We start from the raw sequence: 19,731 nt of genomic DNA, 5'->3' as shown, positions 1-19,731 counted from the left end.
GGCAGGGATGCATTAACGAACGGCGGAGGTTATCGGTATGTATCCTTATGTTCTTGAGGCTGAAGGCATCAGTAAGCAGTTTCCCGGCGTGAAGGCGTTGGATAAAGTCTCAATTAAAATCAAACCAGGCAGCGTACACGCATTAATGGGAGAAAACGGCGCGGGTAAGTCCACGCTGATGAAATGTTTAATCGGTATTTATCACCCCGATGAAGGCACCATTAAAATAAAAGGCCAACCGGTGACCTTCAGCGACACGCTGCAGGCGCTGCATTCGGGGATTTCCATGATTCACCAGGAACTTAACCTGGTGCCTTATATGACGGTGGCTGAAAACATTTGGCTGGGGCGTGAGCCGGCAAAGCTGGGCTTTGTGAATCATGACCAACTGAACAAACAGACCGGCGAGCTGCTGGCGCGGCTGAACATTAAACTCAAACCTGAGACGCTGGTGGGTGAACTGAGCATTGCCAGCCAACAAATGGTGGAGATTGCCAAGGCGGTTTCCTATAACGCAGATGTGCTGATCATGGATGAACCCACCTCGGCGTTGACCGAAGGTGAAGTTGTGCACCTGTTCGCCATCATTCGCGAACTGCGCGAACAGGGTAAGGGCATTATTTATATCAGCCACAAGATGGACGAGATTTTTGCCATTACCGATGAAGTGAGTATTTTCCGCGACGGTACCTTTATTGCCTGCGACAAGACGGAAAATCTGACCAAACAGTCGCTGATCACCATGATGGTGGGCCGTGAGCTGACCCAGATGTTCCCCAAATTCAACAACAATATCGGCGAGGAAGTGCTGCGTGTCGAAGGGCTACGGCGTGCCGACTGGTTTCACGATATCTCGTTCAACGTTAAGCGTGGCGAGATCCTCGGCGTCGCCGGGCTGGTGGGTGCCGGCCGCAGCGAGGTGATGGAAAGCCTGTTCGGCATGCATCCGGCGGACGGCGGCCACATCTTCATTGAGGGCCAGGCGGCCAAGGTTGATTCTCCTTCCCGGGCGATTGAACTCGGGCTGGCATTTCTTACCGAAGACCGCAAAAAATCCGGGTTGTTTTTGGTGCTGTCGGTGGTCGAGAACATGAGCATCGTCAACCTGTCGGAGTACATCGGCAAAAACGGCTTCGTCAGCCACGTGCAAATGGCCAAGGACTGCATGGAGCAGATCAAAAAGCTCAACATCAAGACCCCGACCATGGACCAAATCATCAATAACCTGAGCGGCGGTAATCAGCAAAAGGTACTTATTGCCCGCTGGCTGCTGGCCCAGCCCAAAATACTGATCCTCGATGAGCCAACGCGCGGCATTGACGTGGGGGCGAAGGCGGAGATCTACCGCCTGATCAGCGAGCTGGCGAACCGTGGCGTCGCCATTATTTTGGTGTCATCGGAGTTACCGGAAATCCTGGGCATGAGCGACCGGGTGATGGTGATGCACGGCGGTCGTATTACCGGAATTTTGGATAAAGAAGAAGCGAATCAGGAAAAAATCCTGGCGCTGGCCTCTGAATAACGCAAAGGTGAATCCCCATGAGTAATGTAAAAATCGAAAAGCCACTTACGGGTAAAGCGCCGCTGTTCGCTGGCCTGAGTGGCAAAATGCCGAAAGACACCGGCATCTTTATCGTGATGCTCGGCATTGCGCTGGTGTTTGAAATCCTGGGCTGGTACATCCGCGACCAGTCCTTCCTGATGAACCCGAACCGCCTGCTGCTGATTGTGCTGCAGGTGGCGATTATCGGCATCATCGCGGTGGGTGTGACCCAGGTTATTATCACCACCGGTATCGACCTTTCCTCCGGCTCGCTGATCGCCTTAACCGCGGTGGTGGCTGCCAGCCTGGCGCAAACCTCGGACAGTATTTCACCGATGTACCCGGCGTTACTCGACCTGCCGGCGGCGATCCCTATCGGCGCGGGGATCGGGGTGGGCATTATTTGCGGCTTCATCAACGGCTTCCTGATTACCCGTACCGGTATCCCACCTTTTATCGCGACTTTGGGCATGATGGTATCGGCTCGCGGCCTGGCGCAGTACTACACCCAGGGCAACCCGGTCAGCTTCCTGTCCGATGGCTTTACCTCTATCGGCCAGGGTGCGATGCCGGTGATTATCTTCCTGGTGGTTGCGGTGATCTTCCACGTTGCACTGAAACACACCCGTTACGGTAAATACATCTACGCCATCGGCGGCAACATGACGTCGGCCAGGGTGTCCGGTATTAACGTCAATAAATACCTGGTGACGGTCTATACCATCGCCGGGGGCCTGGCTGGGCTGGCGGGTGTGGTATTGGCGGCGCGTGTCAGCAGCGGTCAGTCGAGCATGGGGATGTCTTACGAACTGGATGCCATCGCCGCAGCGGTGATCGGCGGCAGTAGCCTGATGGGCGGCGTAGGGCGTATTACCGGCACGCTGATTGGCGCGGTGATCCTTGGGCTGATTAAAAGCGGCTTCACCTTTATCGGTGTGGACTCCTACATTCAGGACATCATCAAAGGCGTGATTATCGTCGCCGCCGTATCTATCGATATGCACCGTAACCGTAAAAAACACTGATTGCCGTGAATTTCCGCCGGTGCATTTTGCCCGGCGGTTTTTTTTACCCTGGGGAATCATCATGAAATATTTAAAAAGAATCGTGCTGGTGGCGGCGCTCGGCTGTTCTACCTCGGTGCTGGCGGAAACCATCGGCGTGTCGATGGCCTACTTTGACCAGAACTTCCTGACCATCATTCGTCATTCGATCGACAAAGAAGCCAAGGCGCGCGGTATCAGCGTGCAGTTCGAGGACGCGCGTGGCGACGTAGGCCGCCAGGCCGATCAGGTGCAGAATTTTATCAGCGCCGGAGTGGACGCGATTATTGTCGATCCGGTCAACTCGGCCGGCACGCCTGCCATCACCAAAATGGTGACTAAAGCGGATATTCCGCTGGTGTATGTGAACCGCACGCCGGGCGACAGCAAACTGCCTTCCGGCGTGGTGTTTGTCGGCTCCGACGAGAAGCAGTCCGGCACCTTGCAGATGGAAGAACTGGCGCGGCTGGCCAATTATCAGGGCAACGTGGCGGTGATGATCGGTAATCTGACCGACGCCGGTGCACTGCAACGCACCAAAGATGTCGAGCAGGTGGTGGCGAAGTACCCGAAAATGAAGGTAGTGCAAAAGCAGAGCGCCAACTACTCGCGCAGCGAAGGGATGGATCTGATGCTCAATTGGATCACCAACGGTGAGTCTATCGATATCGTCGCCGCCAATAACGATGAGATGGCGATTGGTGCGATCATGGCATTGCAACAGGCCGGTAAGCAGGGCAGCAAGGTGCTGGTTGGCGGCATCGACGCCACGCCGGACGGCCTGAAGGCGTTGTCTTCCGGCAAGATGCAGGTGACGGTATTCCAGGATGCCGTTGGTCAGGGCAAAGCCTCGGTTGACGTGGCGCAGCGTATGATCAAAGGCGAAAAGCTGGATCCTTACTACTGGATCCCGTTTGAACTGGTGACCCCGGCCAATATGCAAAAGTACGCGGCAAAATAGCCAGGGTTTTCCAGCTTGGTAATGGCGCTGCTTAGGCAGCGCTTTTTTTTGGTTTTTTGTTGTGCCATCGGCTGGCAGGTTTTATGGGTAACTGTGTTTATATACAGTTCTCTGGCGGCAATCATGCCGTTACGAGGAGATGTACCATGACCGATACCTGCATAGATATTGCTGCTCTGGCTCAGCAAACGGCCCCTACCGGCACCTTGATGACGGTGACCGCCTTTGATGCTTCGCGATTAAGTAAACAAATTCGCAGTACGCTGGGGGGCGGTACCTTCGTTTCGATCGCTGCCAGCGGGGTTGCTATTGATGGATGTATCTATGTTTCTCAGCCTGCCAGTTCACCCTACTGCTGGATGCGGGTACTGGATGCGGATTCTGTACTAAATCCGGAGATATTCGGCGCGGTGGGGGATGGTATTGCCAACGATTACCCGGCGCTTAAAAATCTCTTCCATTACGCGGGTGCTATCGCTACCGCACAGACACCGCAAAAAATGGTGCTCGAAGGTCGTTATCGTCTGGCGGATATTGATGCCGGCCCCCCCTTTGTCCCGCTTGATGCGCCTGGCTTTTGTGCCATTAGTGGCGACGGGCAACTCTATCTTGACAGTGACAAGACGACGCTGACGATGGTGCAGTTTGTTAATAAAACGGATTTTTCCTTCAGCGGCCTGACGTTGAGCCGCAAAGGCAGTGACCCGACGCGTCTGTGGTCAAAGCAGGCGACAGCGTTATTTATTGATGGTGGTCAGCGTTTTCGTTTGTACGATCTCGACCTGTTTATGCATACCGATGCCATCAGTATCCGACAGTCGGAGAGTTTTGAGGTTTACCGCAATAAGTGTCATGAGCTGGGCGAAGAAGGAATTGCGGTGCGCGGCAGCCGCCGTTGGGTGCTGCGTGACAACGAAATTTATCATCATAATGGCGATGGGATATTGTTGAAGACTTCTTCAACCCCCAGTTTTGACGGCAAGATCCTCAATAATCGGTTGTACGATGCTATTGGTTCGCCCAATACCGCTCAAGGCCATCGTGGTGGAGGGATTACCCTCAACGATGAAAATGGCGGTTCAACGACTTTTTTCCAGAATTTACTGGTTCAGGGTAACTCTCTCACCAACCTCTCTTACGGTATTGCATTCACCAATATCGAAGATTGGGAAGTGGCGGATAACTTTGTCGATGGTATCGATCGTTTTGGCATTATTGTCGACAGTGAACTGAGTAATAATCCGCAAAAGAATCCGATCCGGCGTAGTAAATGTGTAGGCAATACGGTGCGCAACACAGTCCAAAACGGTATCAGTTTCACTACGTTGGGTGAGATTAATGTTGAGTCTGCGTTGATAGCCAATAACCAGGTGGATACCTGCGGTACCAGCCCAACGGCCGAGTATCCTGGCATTTCCGCCACCCGTGCGGCCATTACCGGCAACCGGGTGTTGAACTGCAAGATCGGGCTCTCCGCGAGTGATTGCGTGACCAGCGGTAACTTTTTCGAGGGTTCTACGTTCACTAGCGCCGGTTCCGGCAGTAATTACATCAAATTAGGCACCGGCGGCAGTTTTGTCGGTAACCGAGTAACGGACACCAATCAGGGCCATATTCGCCTGTCGAACCCCGGCAGCTTTGTGTTTGCCGATAACATTGTGCAACTTAAGTCTTCTTTTGCCGGATTGTATTTTATCGGTACTGACTATGGACCAAACACAGTTATCGGTAAAAACGTGTTTGATACTGCCTTTGTGCCGGTAACCAGGTTTGAAATTGGTGCCACCAGTATTCGTCGGATCCAGATGGATGCTTGCGCCTATGGTCGCCGGGAATTCCGTTATGACAGCCAAATGCCGACAGACATCGATGCTCGGGCAGGAGACGAGGTATATAACTTTAGGGCTGTGCCGGGGGAGGCGCGTAAATATAGCTGCGTAATAGGGGGGGCTAACCCCGAGTGGTTGAGCGGCGACTTTGTCGATTTAATCGTTAAGTCAACGTCCCAGGATATAACGCTGGCGCCGGGGGCGAGTCTGGATATTGATGCGCAACTGGCGACGGTGCTGCCCACTTTTGTCGCTAACGGGGTGAAGTTCAACCAGAATCCAAAACGGGTAAAAAGTACAGTGTGCGTCACTGAGGCTGGCACGGTGACCTTTACGTTGACCAATCCGACGGCCAACCCGGTAAATCTGCCGGGGTTGCAGTTGACCACGCGTTGCAATAACGGTGTCTAAATCATCAGGCGCTGCTTGCAGCGCCATTACTTTTCTCCGGATGGCAAAGGTCTATAACCATCACAGCGCAGAAAGATGCAGCCGCACGATCTCACGGCCGATCTCCAGCGAGGCGGTTGCCGCCGGGGAGGGGGCATTACAAACGTGCAGCGAGCGGCGGCCCTTCACAAAATGGAAGTCATCCACCAGTTTGCCATCGGCGGTCAGTGCCTGAGCACGAACGCCGGCCGGACCGGGCTGAATATCCTCCGGTTGCAGTTCGGGGATCAAGCGGCGTGCATTTTCGGTGAAGCGTTGACGCGAGAGGGAACGCCGGACCTCTGCCAATCCTTCCCCCAGATAGTTGCCGGCAATTTTCCAGAACCCACGATAGCCGAGTACTTCGCCCAGATCGCGCAGGCTGAAATCACATTTGCGGTAGCCTTCACGTTTGAATGCCAATACCGCATTCGGGCCAACGTCGCGTTTGCCGTTATACATGCGAGTAAAATGCACGCCGAGGAACGGAAAGTCCGGGTTGGGCACCGGGTAGATCAGGTGATTCACCAAATAGTTTTTCTCGTCGTTCAGCACGTAATATTCCCCACGGAACGGCACGATCTTCATGCCGGTCTGGTAACCGGCCAGGGCGGCGATGCGGTCACTGAACAGTCCGGCGCAGTTAACCAGCCATTTGGCCTGATACTGAGTGTGCTGCGTGTGAATGCTGACGACATCGCTGCTTTCGCTGATGCCCTCGACCTGTTGTCCGTAATGGATCTCGCCACCGCGTTGCTCAATGATCTCCGCCAGCTTTGCCGCCACCTGGCTGTAATTGACGATACCGGCGTCCGGCACCAGCAACGCCTCAATCCCATTGACGTGCGGCTCGCGCTCCCTGAGCTGTGCCTGCGACAACCGGCTGACGGCCAAGCCATTTTGCAGTCCACGCTGGTAGATGTTTTCCAGTAGCGCCAGTTCCTTCAACTGGGTAGCAACAATCACCTTACCGCACTGATCGTGATAGAGGCCGTGTTCGCGGCAGAAGGCGAACATGCTTTGGTTGCCCAGTTTCGCCAGCCGCGCCTTCAGGCTGCCGGGAGCGTAGTAAATGCCGGAATGGACTACGTTGCTGTTATGACCGCTCTGATGCGCCGCCGGGCCGCTCTCTTTTTCCAGTATCAGGATGCTCAGCGCCGGGTTGGCCTCCTGTAACGCATTGGCGACGCCCTGCCCGACCAGACCGGCACCAATAATGATCACGTCATGCATGATTACCCTAACTCCTCATTATCCAGGCGGCGCAATTTACCGCGTACGTTGCTGAGATGATTTTGCATGGCGGCCGTGGCAGCCGCCGGGTCGCGGGCTTTGATGGCCAGCAACACCCGTTGGTGTTCGTCAATCACCCGTTGGCGCTCGGCCTGCCGCCCCAGATTCTTGCTGAGTGAATACACCAGCACGCCCAGATACAGCTCGTGCATGTTATCCAGGATCTGAACGAAAAACGGATTGTGCGAGGCCTGCATGATGGCCCGGTGGAACAGGTAATCCTGTCGATGGCCAATCAAACCGTCATCAAGAGTGCAGCGTTTGAAATCATTAAACGCTTGCTCAATCGCCAGCAAATCCTCGTCGGTATGGCGTTCGGCGGCCATGCGTGCGGCCTGTTGTTCAATCACCTCTCTCATTTCCAGCAGCGCTTCCACTTCGTCGGGGTCGGCAATTTCCATCACCAGCGGCTGGTATTGGCTCAGTAATGAGTGCTGTTCTACCCGGTGACCGCCCCCCTGACGCGAAGAGACAATCCCGCTGACTTCAAGTATGCCAAGCGCCTCGCGGACCGGCACCCGGCTGACGCCGAAGGCTTCCGCCAGCGTATTTTCCGACGGCAACTTTTCCCCGACCGGGAAGGTGCCGTCGCTGATGCCTGCTTTTAACTGCGCCAGCACCTGATGTGAGGCCTTCTGGCGCGTGACTTTATTGACCATTCAGCGCCCCCTGCGCAGTGCTTCGTCTGAATCGAAACAGATGTACCGATGCTGCGGTGATAATCAGTGCCGCACCGCCCAGATCGGTCAGCAGGCCCGGTTTAATCAACAGGATAGCCGCTATGGTGAACAATACCCGCTCCAGCCAGTGGGTTTTCATCATCCAGAAATTGGCGCTGGCGATCGACAGTGCGTAAATCCCTACCAGCGCACTGATCACCATATGGATCACCGACAGCGTGTTGAGGTCGTCACCCTGCATCAACAGCATCGGGTTATAGACCAGAATAAACGGGATGATAAAGCCCGGCAGTGCCAGCCGTACCGCGTCCCATGAGGTTTGCATCGGATCGGCGCGGGCAATACTGGCGGCGGTATAGCTGGCCAACGCGACCGGCGGGGTGATGTTGGACAGGGCACCAAACCAGAACACAAAGAAGTGTGCCGCCAGCGGCATGACACCGGCCTTGATCAGAATTGGCGAAACGGTAACCGCCACCACAATGTACAAGGCGGTCGAGGGCAGGCCCATGCTCAGCACGATACACACCAGCATCACTACCAGCAGGATCATCCACAGGGTGTTGTTGGTCATGGCGACAATATTGAAGGCCAGCGTCGAGCCGATGCCGGTCATGGTGACTACGCAGATAATCACCCCGATGGCGGCGCAGGCCACCGTCACCTGGATGGAACCGCGTGCGGCTTCATTCAGTGCCTCGGCGATTTTCTTCGGCGTCATGCGCACCGAAGTATCTGGGGCTAACCAACTGGCGACGATGATCGAAATAATGCCGAGGAACCCGGCGTAGATCGGTGTTTTACCCAGCAGCAGGGTACCGATAACGATGATCAGCGGCAGCAACAGCAGCCCACGCGCTTTCAATACCGCCTTCACTTTAGGGATGTTTTCTTTGCTGATGCCTTTCAGACCCTGCTTTTTGGCCTCCAGATCGATGGCAATAATCAGCGCCGCGTAGTACAGCAGTGCCGGGATGATGGCGGCAATCACTATGGTGGTGTAAGAAATACCGAGGAACCCGGCCATGATAAAGGCCGCCGCGCCCATAATCGGCGGCATGATCATCCCACCGGTGGAGGCGGTGGCTTCGACCGCACCGGCAAAGCGTGCCGACAGGCCGATGCTTTTCATCAGCGGAATGGTAAAGGTGCCGGTGGTGGCGACGTTGGCCACCGCGCTGCCGCTCAGGGAGCCGGTCAATGCCGAAGAGATCACCGCGACCTGCGCCGGGCCACCGCGACGCCGACCGGCGATCGCCAGTGCCAGATCGTTAAACAGCGCGGTGGCGCCGCTGACGCTGAGAAATGCGCCAAACAGGATAAACACCACGATGGCGGTGGACGCGGTGGAAAGAGTGATGCCGAAGATCCCTTCGCTGGTCATAAACAGCCGGTACAGCAGGCGCTCGAACGAAAAGCCGCCGTGGCCGAAAATGCCCATAAAGTATTGTCCGAACAAGGCATAAACCATCGCGAAGGTCGCCAGGCCGGGGATGAAGTAGCCGGTGGTGCGGCGTGCGGCCTCAAACAGTACGCCGATGCCGATCACCGCCATCACATAGTCGGTGGTATTGGGAATACTTTTGCGTACTACGTGCAAATCCAGATAGCTGGCGTAGAAATAGCCGTAGCTGACCAGCGTCAGGATGATAAACAGGTAGTCCCAGCGGTTGAACTTGCTGGTGGCGTAGCGGCGTGAAAACGGGAACAAAATAAAGCCCAGGATCAAGATGCCACTGAGGAAGGTGGTGTTGCGGTAGAACTCCTGAGTATTCGACAGCGCGTTGGCGTAAATGGCATAGACGGAAATGGCGATCGCCAGCAGGGTGGCCAATTGCAAATAGATACCGCTCAGCGGTCGGCTACCGGCTCCGGCTTCCTTATCCAGCTCGCCGGCATCTTGGGGTGACAGGTTGTTGGTGTTCATACGGCCTCCTTAGCGATTGGCGGTCAGCGTCGCCGCTTCCGGGGGGATCAGATAGTCGGGCACGCTGACACCGGCCTCCAGATAATACTTGTAGGCGCCGATATGCAGCGGCACCGAAACCCCTTTCAGCGCGTTCTCCAGCGAAATGTATTTGGCGGCGCTATGTACCTGGTGCACTTCCGGCAGGTTTTCAAACATCGTTTTGGTCAGGTCATACACCAGCTTTTCATCCAGTCCATTCAGGGCTACCAGAATATTGGGCTGGGCGATGGTGGCGACCGCTTTGCTCTGCCGTGGATAGGTATCGGCTTTGATATCAAAGCGGAACCAGGAATTGGCGATGGCGTTGATGCTGGCCAGTTGTTCATCGGTGACGTTGAGAATGCGTGAAGGCACGCCGCTGGCATACATGTCGGTGACTGCCGCTGCCGGTACCCCGGCGGGCAAGGCCCCCCCGTCGAGCCGACCGTCGCGCATGGCGGACACCGTATCGCCGTAACCCAGGTATTCCGCCGTCAGTGATTTCTTGCTCAGGTTAACCCCCTGCAAAATGATCAGCGTCGACTGTTCGGTACCGCTGGCCTGGGGGCCGACCGAGAAGCGGGTGCCGGCGATATCGTTCAGCGTGCCGTCTTTCACCTTGTTTTCCAGCATCACAAAATGTTCTACGTTGGGCCACAGCATGGAGATCGAACGCAGGTGGCTATAGGCACGGCCTTCAAAATTACGGACGCCTTCATAGGCCTCGACGGCGATCAGGCTTTGCAGGATAGCCAGTTGCGCCTCGTTCTTTTGCAGCAGGTCGATATTTTCGATCGATCCGGCGGAGGACTGTCCGCTGACCTGGATACCGTCCTGTTTAAGCCGGTTGCTCCAGACGTTGGCCAGGCCGACGCCCATCGGGTAGTAGGTTCCACCGGTAGAGGCCGTGGCTACCGAAAGGAAGGTCTTGTCGGCATTTTCCACTTTGCCGGCGACCGCCAGTGCGGCAACGGCGACCATCGCCCCCGCAGTTAGTAACAGTTTGATTTTTCTATTTTTCATTATTTCCATCCGAGGTGTTTGAAACAAATAGAAAACATTTACGCAAACTTGTATACAACATTGCAGCTTTTTTCACCTAGTGTGCATTGCTTGATTTGTGATCTGTGTGGGTGAAAAACGAGCGGAAATATCGCGGGGGGATGAGGAGCGGAGGGAGAAACCCCGTGACGGTTGCCACGGGGTGAATTACGAATTACCAGCCTTTAACCGCGTCGCCCTTGTAGATTTCAGCGGCGCTGGCGGCGACCTCATCGGTCTGGTAGGCCTTGACCAGGTTTTTCACGTTCTCGTTGTTTTGGTTATCCACCCGACTGGCGAAAATATTGACGTACGGCGAGTGCTTGTCTTCGACAAACAATCCGTCTCTGCCTGGTGTCAGCCCAATTTGGCTGGAGTAGTTGGTGTTGATAATCGCCAGTGCGATTTGTTTGTCGTCCAGCGCACGCGGTAACTGTGGCGCTTCAATCTCAACGATTTTCAACTTCTTCGGGTTGCTGACAATATCCAATGAGGTCGGCAGCAGTCCGACGCCGTCCTTCAGCCCGATCAGTCCCTGTTTTTGCAACAGCAGCAGTGAACGGCCAAGGTTGGTTGGGTCGTTCGGCACCGCGACCTGCGCGCCGTCGGGCAGTTGGCTGAGGGAAGAGATCTTTTTCGAGTAACCGGCAATCGGGTAAACGAAGGTGTTGCCCACCGCCACCAGTTTGTAGCCACGCTCCTGAACCTGCTTGTCCAGATAAGGCTTATGCTGGAAGGCGTTGATATCCAGATCGCCGTTATTCAGCGCTTCGTTGGGCAACACGTAATCAGTGAATGTCACCACTTCCACATCCAGGTCGTACTTTTGCTTGGCGACTTTTTGCACCACCGCCCACAAAGACTGATCGATGCCGGCACTGATACCGACTTTGATGTGGTGGTTGTCTTGCGCGGTCGGGCCGCAGGCGGTCAGCAGCAGGGTGCCGATCACGGCCAGCGTGGTGGCGAGATTTTTCAATGTCATTTCCCAGAGTCCTTGTCAAAATAGCCTGCTGGTTATTGCAGGCTGAATAGTGGCAGTGACTGTAGATAATCCTCTGGCTAAAATAAAATACTGATTCACTATGATTAATAGCGATTTGCTATGAGCAACATCCTCCCTGTTTGTGCCCTGATACTCACTTTGTTTTGACGCAGGTTCCGCCCCCTTATTATGATGGCGGAAAGCCCGACAGGGGCGCGAATAGTCAAAGGAAAATAACATGCAATTTAACATCTGGCGCAAGGCGCTGCTGCCATTGGTGGTTTTGACTTGTGTATCAGCAACTCAGGTGCAGGCGGCGGATGCGGTGGTGGAACCAATCCCTAAAACGCTGCTGGGCAACTGGCACGTCAGCAAGATCCTGCCGACGCAAACCGTCGGTTGCTGGGACGAGCAACAGGCCAAAAGCCTGATCGGCGGCAAAATCAGTTACAAGGCCGACGGTTTCAGCTGGAATGGCACCGAGTTGAAAAATGAAGGCGCCACCCTCAGCACGGTCGAGGCGCAGGAGTTTGTCGAAGACAATTCCGGCAGCAGTTCTTATATCGACTTCCCGATGCTGGGCATCAGCACGCCGGCGGTAGAACGGGTGATGATCCAGCATGCCGATACGCCGATCAAAGGCATCACCGATCAGGGCACCGACGGCGTTCCGGGAGACAATGTGCTGCAAAAAGACGCCAACACGCTGATCCTGTCGGTGTGCAACGTTTGGTTTGAAGTTCAACGCGTGCGTTGAACCCCCGGTGGCGCTCGCTATTGCACGCGAGCGCTGCCTGCAGTAATCTCGCCGTGCAAATAACATTTTTATTTTCTTCTGCTCGTTTTAATTTTTAATAATAATTCAAATACTCATTAATTCAGTGAATGTCTGAAGGTTTAATTGTTGCTGATTTAATCTAATCGGTTATTTATCTGGAAGCTTGCAACGCCTAATTGATAGACCAATGCTATTACAGCTATAGGTAATGGCTGTGGGATTTATTGATTGTCGTCAAAAGTATTACTCGCCCTCTGTTTAATATTATTTGACGACGTTTATTTGGTCGGCAATGTCTCATAAGGAAAGAGAAATGAAAAAGGTCACCCGTATTGCGGCGATTTCCATTGCAGCTGTTGCGTTGGTTTATTTCGCTTTGGCCGGCTATGTCTGGCATCTCGATACCCAGCGTATTCAGAATGGCTCGGTACTGCGTTCCACAGCGGAACAGAATAACCAGGTGCTTGGGTTGCTAAGAGAAAAGGGCTGCGATTATTGCCATACCCCGTCGGCTTCGCTTCCGTTCTATGCCTCTGTTCCCATCGCCAAACAGTTGATGGAATACGATATTCGTCTGGGTTACTCCTCCTTCAACCTGGAGCCCGTGCGCAGCGCCCTGATTAAAGATAGGCCGCAGGCACAAAACGACCTGAATAAAATTGAGTGGGTAATGCAGCACCAAACCATGCCACCCACCCGCTATGTGGCATTGCATTGGGCTGGGCAGATCAATCCCACTGAACGGGAAATCTTTCTCACCTGGATAGCTCAGCAACGTGCGCGTTATTACGCCAGTGCCGATACCGCAGAATCCCATCGCAATGAACCCGTTCAACCGATCCCCAAAACATTGCCGGTTGATGGGCGAAAGGTGGCATTGGGTTTTCGGCTTTATCACGATCCACGCCTGTCTGGGGATAACACTATTTCCTGTGCTCACTGTCATTCGTTGAACACCGGTGGGGTAGATGGAAGAAAAACCTCAATCGGGGTTGGCGGCGCGGTGGGGCCAATTAACGCGCCAACGGTGTTTAATTCGGTGTTCAATAGTGAACAATTCTGGGATGGCCGTGCGCCGACCCTACAGGCACAGGCCGGTGGGCCACCATTAAACCCGATAGAAATGGCCTCCAAATCCTGGGATGAAATCATCAATAAACTCGACAAAGATCCGCGGCTGACCCGCGACTTTGCTGCGGTCTATCCACAAGGGCTCAGCGGCGAGAATATTACCGATGCCATCGCCGAATTTGAAAAAACCTTAATCACCCCGAATGCACCTTTCGATAATTGGCTGCGCGGTGATGAAAACGCCATGACGATGCAGCAAAAACGCGGCTATCAATTATTTAAAGACAACAAATGCGCCACCTGCCATGCAGGGATCATTTTAGGCGGCCGCTCTTTTGAGCCTTTGGGGCTGAAGCGTGATTTTGATTTTGGCGAAATCACCCCAGCAGATATTGGGCGTATGAACGTCACCAGTGACGTGCGTGACAGGTTACGCCAGAAGGTGCCAGGCTTGCGCAATGTGGCTCAGACCGCGCCTTATTTTCATCGTGGTGATGTTGCTACGCTGGATCAGGCGGTAAAACTGATGTTGCGCTATCAGGTGGGTAGCGAACTGCCACAGCAGGATGTCGACGATATTGTCGCCTTCCTCGAAAGCCTGAACGGGGTCTATACCCCGTACCGGCAGAATGCAGAATAAGAACAATATCTTTTCATCAGGCCCCGGCCACGGGGCTATTTAGCCTGATATCCTCGTCCGATCGCCGCATTTCTGAACTAAAATTAACCATAATGCTATAACGCTAATGTTATCGCAGAAGCTGGGGTCTCTACTGAATCAATGACAGGAGGCGCTATGTGTTATCAACATATTGTTATCGCCACCGACCTGAGTGATGACGGCAAACGGCTGGTGGAAAAAGGCGCGCGCTTGGCCGCTGCGCTGCAGGCTAAACTTTCCCTTATTTACGTGGATATTTACTACGATACCTACCATGCCGCGATTGGTTTCTCGGAGAAGAGTTACGACGGGGGTTCTTTTGAAGACAAGATCAAAAAAGAGCTGGAGCCGCTGACCCAAAACGTGAATTACCCGATCAACGAGGTGATTATTGGACGCGGTGATTTCACCGAGCAATTGCAAAATGCGGTGGTGGATAAAAGCATCGATCTGGTGATCTTCGGCCATCACCATGACCTGTGGAACAAGCTGTTTTCCTCTACCCAGCATGCGATCAATCAGTTGAATGTTGACGTACTGGTGGTCCCGATTAAATCCTAGCCCGAGCGAAAACCCTGCCAGTTGGGCGGCCTGGCAGGGTAACGGCGAGATTACCGGGTGAAAAAGTCGTTATACAGCATATAAAGGTGAGCTGCGCTCCAGGAGAAATTCGGTGCGCCCTGTTGCATACCGGTCAGCGGATTATAGTTTTCGCGGATCGGCCCATCGGTGACCAGACCGTCGGCGTGGTTGAAGAAGGCCTGTGCCATGGCGACGGCGTCGGCACGGTAGCCGTAGCTTTCCATACCTTTTAGCCCGAAATACAACTGATCTACCCAGACTCGTCCACGCCAGTAAATATCTGCGCCAAACGCCGGGTTGGTGAGTGCCGCCGTACCGAGTGGGACGTAGGTATTGAACTCACGCGAGTCCTTCATCACCTTCACCACCGCATCGGCATGTTGCTGGCTGGCGGCACCATTAAACAACGGCGACCAGCCTTCAGGCCCTTTGCCACGTTCGACAATGGGTTTGCCGGCACAGCCATTGGGCAGGGGTTTAGCTTCAATGCGAATGTCGTAGAAGAAGCCACTGGATGGATCGAACATGCAGCTATTGATGTAATCCGCCAGTTTATCGGCCTTGTTGCGGAAGGTGGCGGCATCGGCGCTGTGGCCCAGAATATCGGCCATCTTGGCCAGGTATTTGTTGTCGCTGTACATGTAGCTGGCTTGATCCACCGACTCCTGCAGCAAGGAATACCCGAGCAGAGTGCCGTCTGCCGCACGGTTTTCCGCAAATTTCACCTGCCAGTCCTGCCGTTTTCCACCTTGTGCCAGATAGCGGGCCAGCTGATCCGGGTCGATAAAGCCAAAGGCAGCGGCATCATCACGGCCCGATTCCCAGGAGGCGGCCACCTGGGCCGGAATTTCGATGCTGTCATAGCGCCCGGAGGCGACCACCCGATCGTAGTTGTTCAACCCGGCGAGCGTTTTCTCCTGCTGCCCGCGTTTAACGGTGAACAGCATGCGGCCATCTGGCGTATTGTGCGCCTTGTCCCGTGTCGCGCCATATTCCGGCACGCCGTTGCCGTTATGGTCGCGGTTATGCAGCCACCAGTTGTGGTAGGCGACCAGCTTCGGATACATCTCGGCCAGCCACTGTTTATCGCCGGTGGTGTTATACACCTCCATTACCGCCCAAGCCGCCAGGCTGGGTTTGGTATTACGTTCATTCCAGTTGCTGCCGTCACCGCCGCGTTCCGGGCTGGGGTTGTAGGCGATCAGATCCGGGATAAAACCGGCATCCCATGGGCGCAGGGGATCATCCGGCTGGATTTGGAAGGCGAACACCGCGCGGATATTATCCTTGGCGACGTCAGGATTAAAATGCGCCATGGCGTAGGCCTGTTTCCAGGTATCCCAGGGCCAGGTCTGGTTGCCGGAGAACCAGCGCCCGGTCACCGAAGGCGTCACCGAATCAAACTTCATCGCCCCGGCCGCGCCGCGCCAGTTACCATTCAAGGTTTCTATCGCTTTCACCGCCACGCGCTCCTGCGCTTGAGTGGCATGTGGGTTGCTGAGCCCTTTGTTGAGATAGTTTTCCCAGCGTTGCGCGGAAGCCTTCATATACTGCTGAGGGTTGGCGAGGATAGTGGCAATCTTGGCCTGTTCCTGCTGCACTTCAGCGGCAGTCAGCAGGTGAGAGTAGGTGGTGTAGAGGGTGGTGGAACCTTTGATATTGGCTTTGGCGGTGAACTGATGGCCGTTCACCGTCGTTTGCAGCGGCAGTGATTTATGAATTTGATATTCAGACTGGCCGGAGGTCATCAGTTGCGAAGAGGCCCGCACTTTACCAAAGGTGACCCGCAGGCCGTCCGCCGTCGGCAGTATGTGCCGCGTGTAGCCCGGGAATGCCTGCTCGATGGTCTCAGGTGACTGCGGCTTCTGCTCTTTGGCGTAGTATTTTTCCAGCAGTGCACCGTCCCACACCAGCTCCAGCGGTGTATCGGTGATGATTTGGGTTTCCAGCAGCGAGGTGCGCGCGGTAGCGAAACGCAGCGTCAGATTGACCTGGATCCCCGGCGCGCTGAGTTGCTGGATAAGCGCCCCCGGGATGCTGTAGGCCGTCATGCTGAAGTTTACTTTCTCCCCGTTCTTATACAGGCTCAGCCGATCAAAGTTGTCGGCCATAAAGTTGATGTATTCTTCGGTAAGGAGCGCTGGGCCGGGGAAGCCGCCGATACCTTCCGGGCCGTCTGGCAGCAAGTGGCCATGCCAGGCTCCCAGGTCAAAGAACGGGTTAAAACGCTGGTGTTCATCAAAATCGTAATCGAGCATGTAGTGTGGCGCACCGCTGCGATTGATCACGTTTTTATAGGCGTCTGCCCGTAGTGCGGTCTCATTCGCCGGGTGAGAAGAGCAGCCTGATAGTGTCAGTGTGATAGCCACGGCCAAAGGCGGCAGTTTATTCATCATATTCATTAGATTTGCCCTGTCGGTTACCAATAAAAATACTGCATCAGAAACACCGAGTTGCTGGCGTCGGTGCTGTCGTTGGTCATATAGAATTTACTGTCCAGCGCGGTGGCGAATTTGCCGCCGCCATACTCGTACCAGATACCGGCCTGCGCGTAAGACGTGGCGGTGTCCGGCGCATTGTCCAGCCGGTGGCGGGCGTAGCTGTAGGCGGCCGAGAAATACAGCCCTTTGGTGGCTTCAACCATGGCGCTTAACATCAAGCCCGACTCGGTGCCCGGGTGGCGGCCGTCGCCCTTGCCGGTGTGGTGCCAGACGCGGCCGGCCAGGTTTTTGCCTTTTAGCCCCAGCAGGTACAGTTGCCCCATGCCGTCGGTGATTTCCAGGCCGTTTAATAACGTCAGATCGGGTTGCAAATCGTATTGGGTGTAGCCGTTAACCATGGCACGGTAGGTATATTTGTCCGAGTAGCGGTCATATTTGCCGAAGTGCAGTAACGCCTTGCTTTCGTCGATACGGCTTTCCGGTGCGGCGGTGACGCTGTAGCGGAATTTCCCGGTCAGATTCTGCAGCTTGGCGGCATAGGAGAGATCCCGGGTGTTGGGGATCACATAGCCATACTCCGGGGTAAAGTCGGCCCACCATTGCAAATCGTCCAGTGAGGAGTCGTTGCGTAGGCTGAGCATCATTTCGGTGCCGTCATCGGTGCGATAGCCGCCGTAAAAACGGTTGATGCCGCCTTCAAATCCCCCCCAACTGTGGTCTGGCACCCAGGCATTGCCCTGGCTATCCGCTTGCACCGTCCAGCCTTCGCCGTAGATCAGGCCGAACCAGTGGCCGTGCTTGATCTCCAGCCCGCCTTCGATATAGGTGCCGTCGCTGTATTTGTGTTGGTGTTCACCGTTGAGATAGACGCTGCCACCCATGCCCAGCTCACCGTAAAAGCGCAGGGCGGTAGCGGCGGAGGTTGTCAGTTCGGGGGGCGGCAGCTCGTTATGTTCCGCCGGCACCACGGACTCCTGTGCCGACAGTTTTAGCGGTAAAATCAGCAGTAAAGCGGGTAAAAATTTATTATTAGCTATTATTTTCATTTGGACACGCATCTGTTTTGGGACAATGGACGATCGGCACGACATAACACCTTCCAATTCAATCCATTAACACCAAGTGGGTCGACCCCATTTCCCTGGGAGGAGGTAAAAAAACCGTCTTAAGCAGAACGGTAAAGCGGCAGTTATATTAGTAAAATATTTAGTAAAAAATATCGCAAAATCAGTAAATCGTTAACTTGATCACAAAGGGTGAAATCGGTATCTTCGCTACTGAGCATTGCGAACCGTCGGCAAGCGCCGTGCAGGCTGCGATAAGGAGGTTTCCGACGGATAAAAGGGGGGATGGAGCATCAGGGCGTATACCTTGCTGAGCTGTCCCGGTAAGCTAGCGTTTTGTCTATCGATTGAGACTCTATGGCCACACTGAAGGAAATCGCAGAAGCTGCGAACGTGTCTGTTGCTACCGTTTCGCGAGTGCTGAATGACGACCCCACTCTGAGCGTGAAAGCGCAAACCCGGCAAAAAATTCTGGAAGCCGCGGAGCGTCTCGAATACAAGGTTCAGCCTTCAAAACGTCACAGCGGGCACCGGTTGACGTTTGCCGCGTTGTTCACCTATAAGCAGGGCATCGAGATTAACGATCCTTACTACCTGGCGATGCGCTATGGCATTGAAACTCAATGTGAAAAGCTGGGTATTTCACTGGTGGCCTGCTACGACTTCAACGGTGAAAAAGCGCTGCCTGCGGCGGATGGTCTGCTGGTTATCGGTCGCCCGCAGCCGCTGCTGCATGAGCAACTCAGCCAACAAAAAGTGCCGGTGGTGTTCCTTGACGGTGTGGTTGAAGATCCGCAGTTCGACTGCGTCAATGTTGATTTGTACAAGATCAGCCAGAAGGTGATCGACTATTTCATCGGGCGCGGTTATTCACGCATTGGGTTTATCGGCGGGCGTGACGATCCGGCCTTTGCCGATCAGCGCGAGCAGGCATTTGTCGAGTATGGCCGGTTGAAAAACGTGGTACAGCCGCAGGATATTTACATCGGTGATTTCAGCAGCCAGGCGGGTTACCAGTGCGCCAGACAAATGCTGGAGGACAGCACCGATTATCCTCCGGCGCTGTTGGTGGCAACCGACTCTATCGCCATCGGCGTATTGCGCGCGCTGCACGAAAAGGGCATCCAGGTCCCCGGGCAGATTGCGCTGATCAGTGTGAACGATATTCCCACCGCGCGGTTTATTTTCCCTGCCTTATCAACGGTTCGCATTCCATCAGAAACCCTGGGCGCTCAGGCTGTCAACCTGTTGATGGAGCGCATTCGCGATGAGCGAACCATTCCTTTATCGATCTTTGTTCCCAGTTCGCTCCAGTTGCGCGACACCACGCTAGCCTGATTAATCTTCCCTGTGCGGCATGCCGATGGCGGCTGCACAGAGAG

General features: G+C 54.7%; 15 protein-coding genes. 8 read left to right on the top strand and 7 right to left on the bottom strand.

What is annotated here, in order from left to right:
• The first annotated feature begins 37 nt into the window (after positions 1 to 37).
• The 4 genes from FCL49_RS05015 to FCL49_RS05000 all read left to right on the top strand — a co-directional run bounded on the left by FCL49_RS05015 (position 38) and on the right by FCL49_RS05000 (position 5,787).
• Complete coding sequence (locus tag FCL49_RS05015; protein WP_174352663.1) at positions 38 to 1,522, top strand: sugar ABC transporter ATP-binding protein; 1,485 nt, start codon at positions 38 to 40, stop codon at positions 1,520 to 1,522.
• Between the two features lie 17 nt (positions 1,523 to 1,539).
• Complete coding sequence (locus FCL49_RS05010; protein WP_174352662.1) at positions 1,540 to 2,568, top strand: ABC transporter permease; 1,029 nt, start codon at positions 1,540 to 1,542, stop codon at positions 2,566 to 2,568.
• A 61-nt stretch (positions 2,569 to 2,629) separates the two neighbouring features.
• Positions 2,630 to 3,547 carry a sugar ABC transporter substrate-binding protein gene (locus FCL49_RS05005; protein WP_174352661.1) on the top strand — a complete coding sequence of 306 codons (918 nt, stop codon included), beginning with the start codon at positions 2,630 to 2,632 and terminating at the stop codon, positions 3,545 to 3,547.
• A 146-nt stretch (positions 3,548 to 3,693) separates the two neighbouring features.
• Complete coding sequence (locus FCL49_RS05000) at positions 3,694 to 5,787, top strand: right-handed parallel beta-helix repeat-containing protein (RefSeq protein ID WP_174352660.1); 2,094 nt, start codon at positions 3,694 to 3,696, stop codon at positions 5,785 to 5,787.
• 60 nt (positions 5,788 to 5,847) lie between these two features.
• Here FCL49_RS05000 and lhgO read toward each other — a convergent pair whose 3' ends face one another.
• The 5 genes from lhgO to FCL49_RS04975 form a co-directional block, all read right to left on the bottom strand.
• Entirely contained in the window at positions 5,848 to 7,038 is a 1,191-nt protein-coding gene (gene lhgO / locus FCL49_RS04995) for an L-2-hydroxyglutarate oxidase (protein WP_174352659.1), read from the bottom strand.
• Positions 7,039 to 7,040: 2 nt separating this feature from the next.
• Positions 7,041 to 7,757 (bottom strand): FadR/GntR family transcriptional regulator, encoded by a 717-nt coding sequence (locus FCL49_RS04990; protein ID WP_174352658.1) that lies wholly within the window; start codon positions 7,755 to 7,757, stop codon positions 7,041 to 7,043.
• Positions 7,747 to 9,705, bottom strand: a complete 1,959-nt coding sequence (locus FCL49_RS04985) for a TRAP transporter permease (protein ID WP_174352657.1) — start codon at positions 9,703 to 9,705, stop codon at positions 7,747 to 7,749. Before FCL49_RS04985 ends, FCL49_RS04990 begins: the two co-directional genes overlap by 11 nt.
• A 9-nt stretch (positions 9,706 to 9,714) precedes the next feature.
• A complete protein-coding gene (locus FCL49_RS04980; protein WP_174352656.1) occupies positions 9,715 to 10,749 on the bottom strand; it encodes a TAXI family TRAP transporter solute-binding subunit in 1,035 nt (344 codons plus the stop codon).
• 193 nt (positions 10,750 to 10,942) lie between these two features.
• Entirely contained in the window at positions 10,943 to 11,752 is an 810-nt protein-coding gene (locus FCL49_RS04975; protein WP_174352655.1) for a MetQ/NlpA family lipoprotein, read from the bottom strand.
• A gap of 238 nt (positions 11,753 to 11,990) precedes the next feature.
• On the opposite strand from FCL49_RS04975, the gene FCL49_RS04970 reads away from it, so the two are divergent.
• The 3 genes from FCL49_RS04970 (at position 11,991) to FCL49_RS04960 (ending at position 14,823) form a co-directional block, all read left to right on the top strand.
• Positions 11,991 to 12,509, top strand: a complete 519-nt coding sequence (locus FCL49_RS04970) for a hypothetical protein (RefSeq protein ID WP_174352654.1) — start codon at positions 11,991 to 11,993, stop codon at positions 12,507 to 12,509.
• A 334-nt stretch (positions 12,510 to 12,843) separates the two neighbouring features.
• Entirely contained in the window at positions 12,844 to 14,241 is a 1,398-nt protein-coding gene (locus tag FCL49_RS04965; RefSeq protein ID WP_174352653.1) for a cytochrome-c peroxidase, read from the top strand.
• Positions 14,242 to 14,397: 156 nt separating this feature from the next.
• A complete protein-coding gene (locus FCL49_RS04960; RefSeq protein ID WP_017892470.1) occupies positions 14,398 to 14,823 on the top strand; it encodes a universal stress protein in 426 nt (141 codons plus the stop codon).
• A 50-nt stretch (positions 14,824 to 14,873) separates the two neighbouring features.
• Here FCL49_RS04960 and ygjK read toward each other — a convergent pair whose 3' ends face one another.
• Positions 14,874 to 17,246, bottom strand: a complete 2,373-nt coding sequence (gene ygjK, locus FCL49_RS04955) for an alpha-glucosidase (protein ID WP_174352652.1) — start codon at positions 17,244 to 17,246, stop codon at positions 14,874 to 14,876.
• A 17-nt stretch (positions 17,247 to 17,263) separates the two neighbouring features.
• Positions 17,264 to 18,331, bottom strand: coding sequence for a protein YgjJ (gene ygjJ / locus FCL49_RS04950; protein ID WP_174352651.1), 1,068 nt, complete (start codon positions 18,329 to 18,331; stop codon positions 17,264 to 17,266).
• A 375-nt stretch (positions 18,332 to 18,706) separates the two neighbouring features.
• Here ygjJ and ebgR point away from each other — a divergent pair, with 375 nt between their 5' ends.
• A complete protein-coding gene (gene ebgR, locus FCL49_RS04945; protein ID WP_174352650.1) occupies positions 18,707 to 19,687 on the top strand; it encodes a transcriptional regulator EbgR in 981 nt (326 codons plus the stop codon).
• Positions 19,688 to 19,731 lie beyond the last annotated feature (44 nt).

This window comes from Serratia proteamaculans, assembly GCF_013337185.1.
Taxonomy (GTDB): Bacteria; Pseudomonadota; Gammaproteobacteria; order Enterobacterales; family Enterobacteriaceae; genus Serratia; species Serratia proteamaculans_D.
The sequence above is the reverse complement of the archived record's forward strand: the minus strand, read 5'-3'. Positions and strand labels throughout refer to the sequence as shown.

Bases quoted from the DNA above. Each gene is read 5' to 3' on its own strand.
- FCL49_RS05015 (WP_174352663.1), top strand. From the start codon at position 38: ATGTATCCTTATGTTCTTGAGGCTGAAGGCATCAGTAAGCAGTTTCCC.
- FCL49_RS05010 (WP_174352662.1), top strand. From the start codon at position 1,540: ATGAGTAATGTAAAAATCGAAAAGCCACTTACGGGTAAAGCGCCGCTG.
- FCL49_RS05005 (WP_174352661.1), top strand. From the start codon at position 2,630: ATGAAATATTTAAAAAGAATCGTGCTGGTGGCGGCGCTCGGCTGTTCT.
- FCL49_RS05000 (WP_174352660.1), top strand. From the start codon at position 3,694: ATGACCGATACCTGCATAGATATTGCTGCTCTGGCTCAGCAAACGGCC.
- lhgO (WP_174352659.1), bottom strand. From the start codon at position 7,038: ATGCATGACGTGATCATTATTGGTGCCGGTCTGGTCGGGCAGGGCGTC.
- FCL49_RS04990 (WP_174352658.1), bottom strand. From the start codon at position 7,757: ATGGTCAATAAAGTCACGCGCCAGAAGGCCTCACATCAGGTGCTGGCG.
- FCL49_RS04985 (WP_174352657.1), bottom strand. From the start codon at position 9,705: ATGAACACCAACAACCTGTCACCCCAAGATGCCGGCGAGCTGGATAAG.
- FCL49_RS04980 (WP_174352656.1), bottom strand. From the start codon at position 10,749: ATGAAAAATAGAAAAATCAAACTGTTACTAACTGCGGGGGCGATGGTC.
- FCL49_RS04975 (WP_174352655.1), bottom strand. From the start codon at position 11,752: ATGACATTGAAAAATCTCGCCACCACGCTGGCCGTGATCGGCACCCTG.
- FCL49_RS04970 (WP_174352654.1), top strand. From the start codon at position 11,991: ATGCAATTTAACATCTGGCGCAAGGCGCTGCTGCCATTGGTGGTTTTG.
- FCL49_RS04965 (WP_174352653.1), top strand. From the start codon at position 12,844: ATGAAAAAGGTCACCCGTATTGCGGCGATTTCCATTGCAGCTGTTGCG.
- FCL49_RS04960 (WP_017892470.1), top strand. From the start codon at position 14,398: ATGTGTTATCAACATATTGTTATCGCCACCGACCTGAGTGATGACGGC.
- ygjK (WP_174352652.1), bottom strand. From the start codon at position 17,246: ATGAATATGATGAATAAACTGCCGCCTTTGGCCGTGGCTATCACACTG.
- ygjJ (WP_174352651.1), bottom strand. From the start codon at position 18,331: ATGAAAATAATAGCTAATAATAAATTTTTACCCGCTTTACTGCTGATT.
- ebgR (WP_174352650.1), top strand. From the start codon at position 18,707: ATGGCCACACTGAAGGAAATCGCAGAAGCTGCGAACGTGTCTGTTGCT.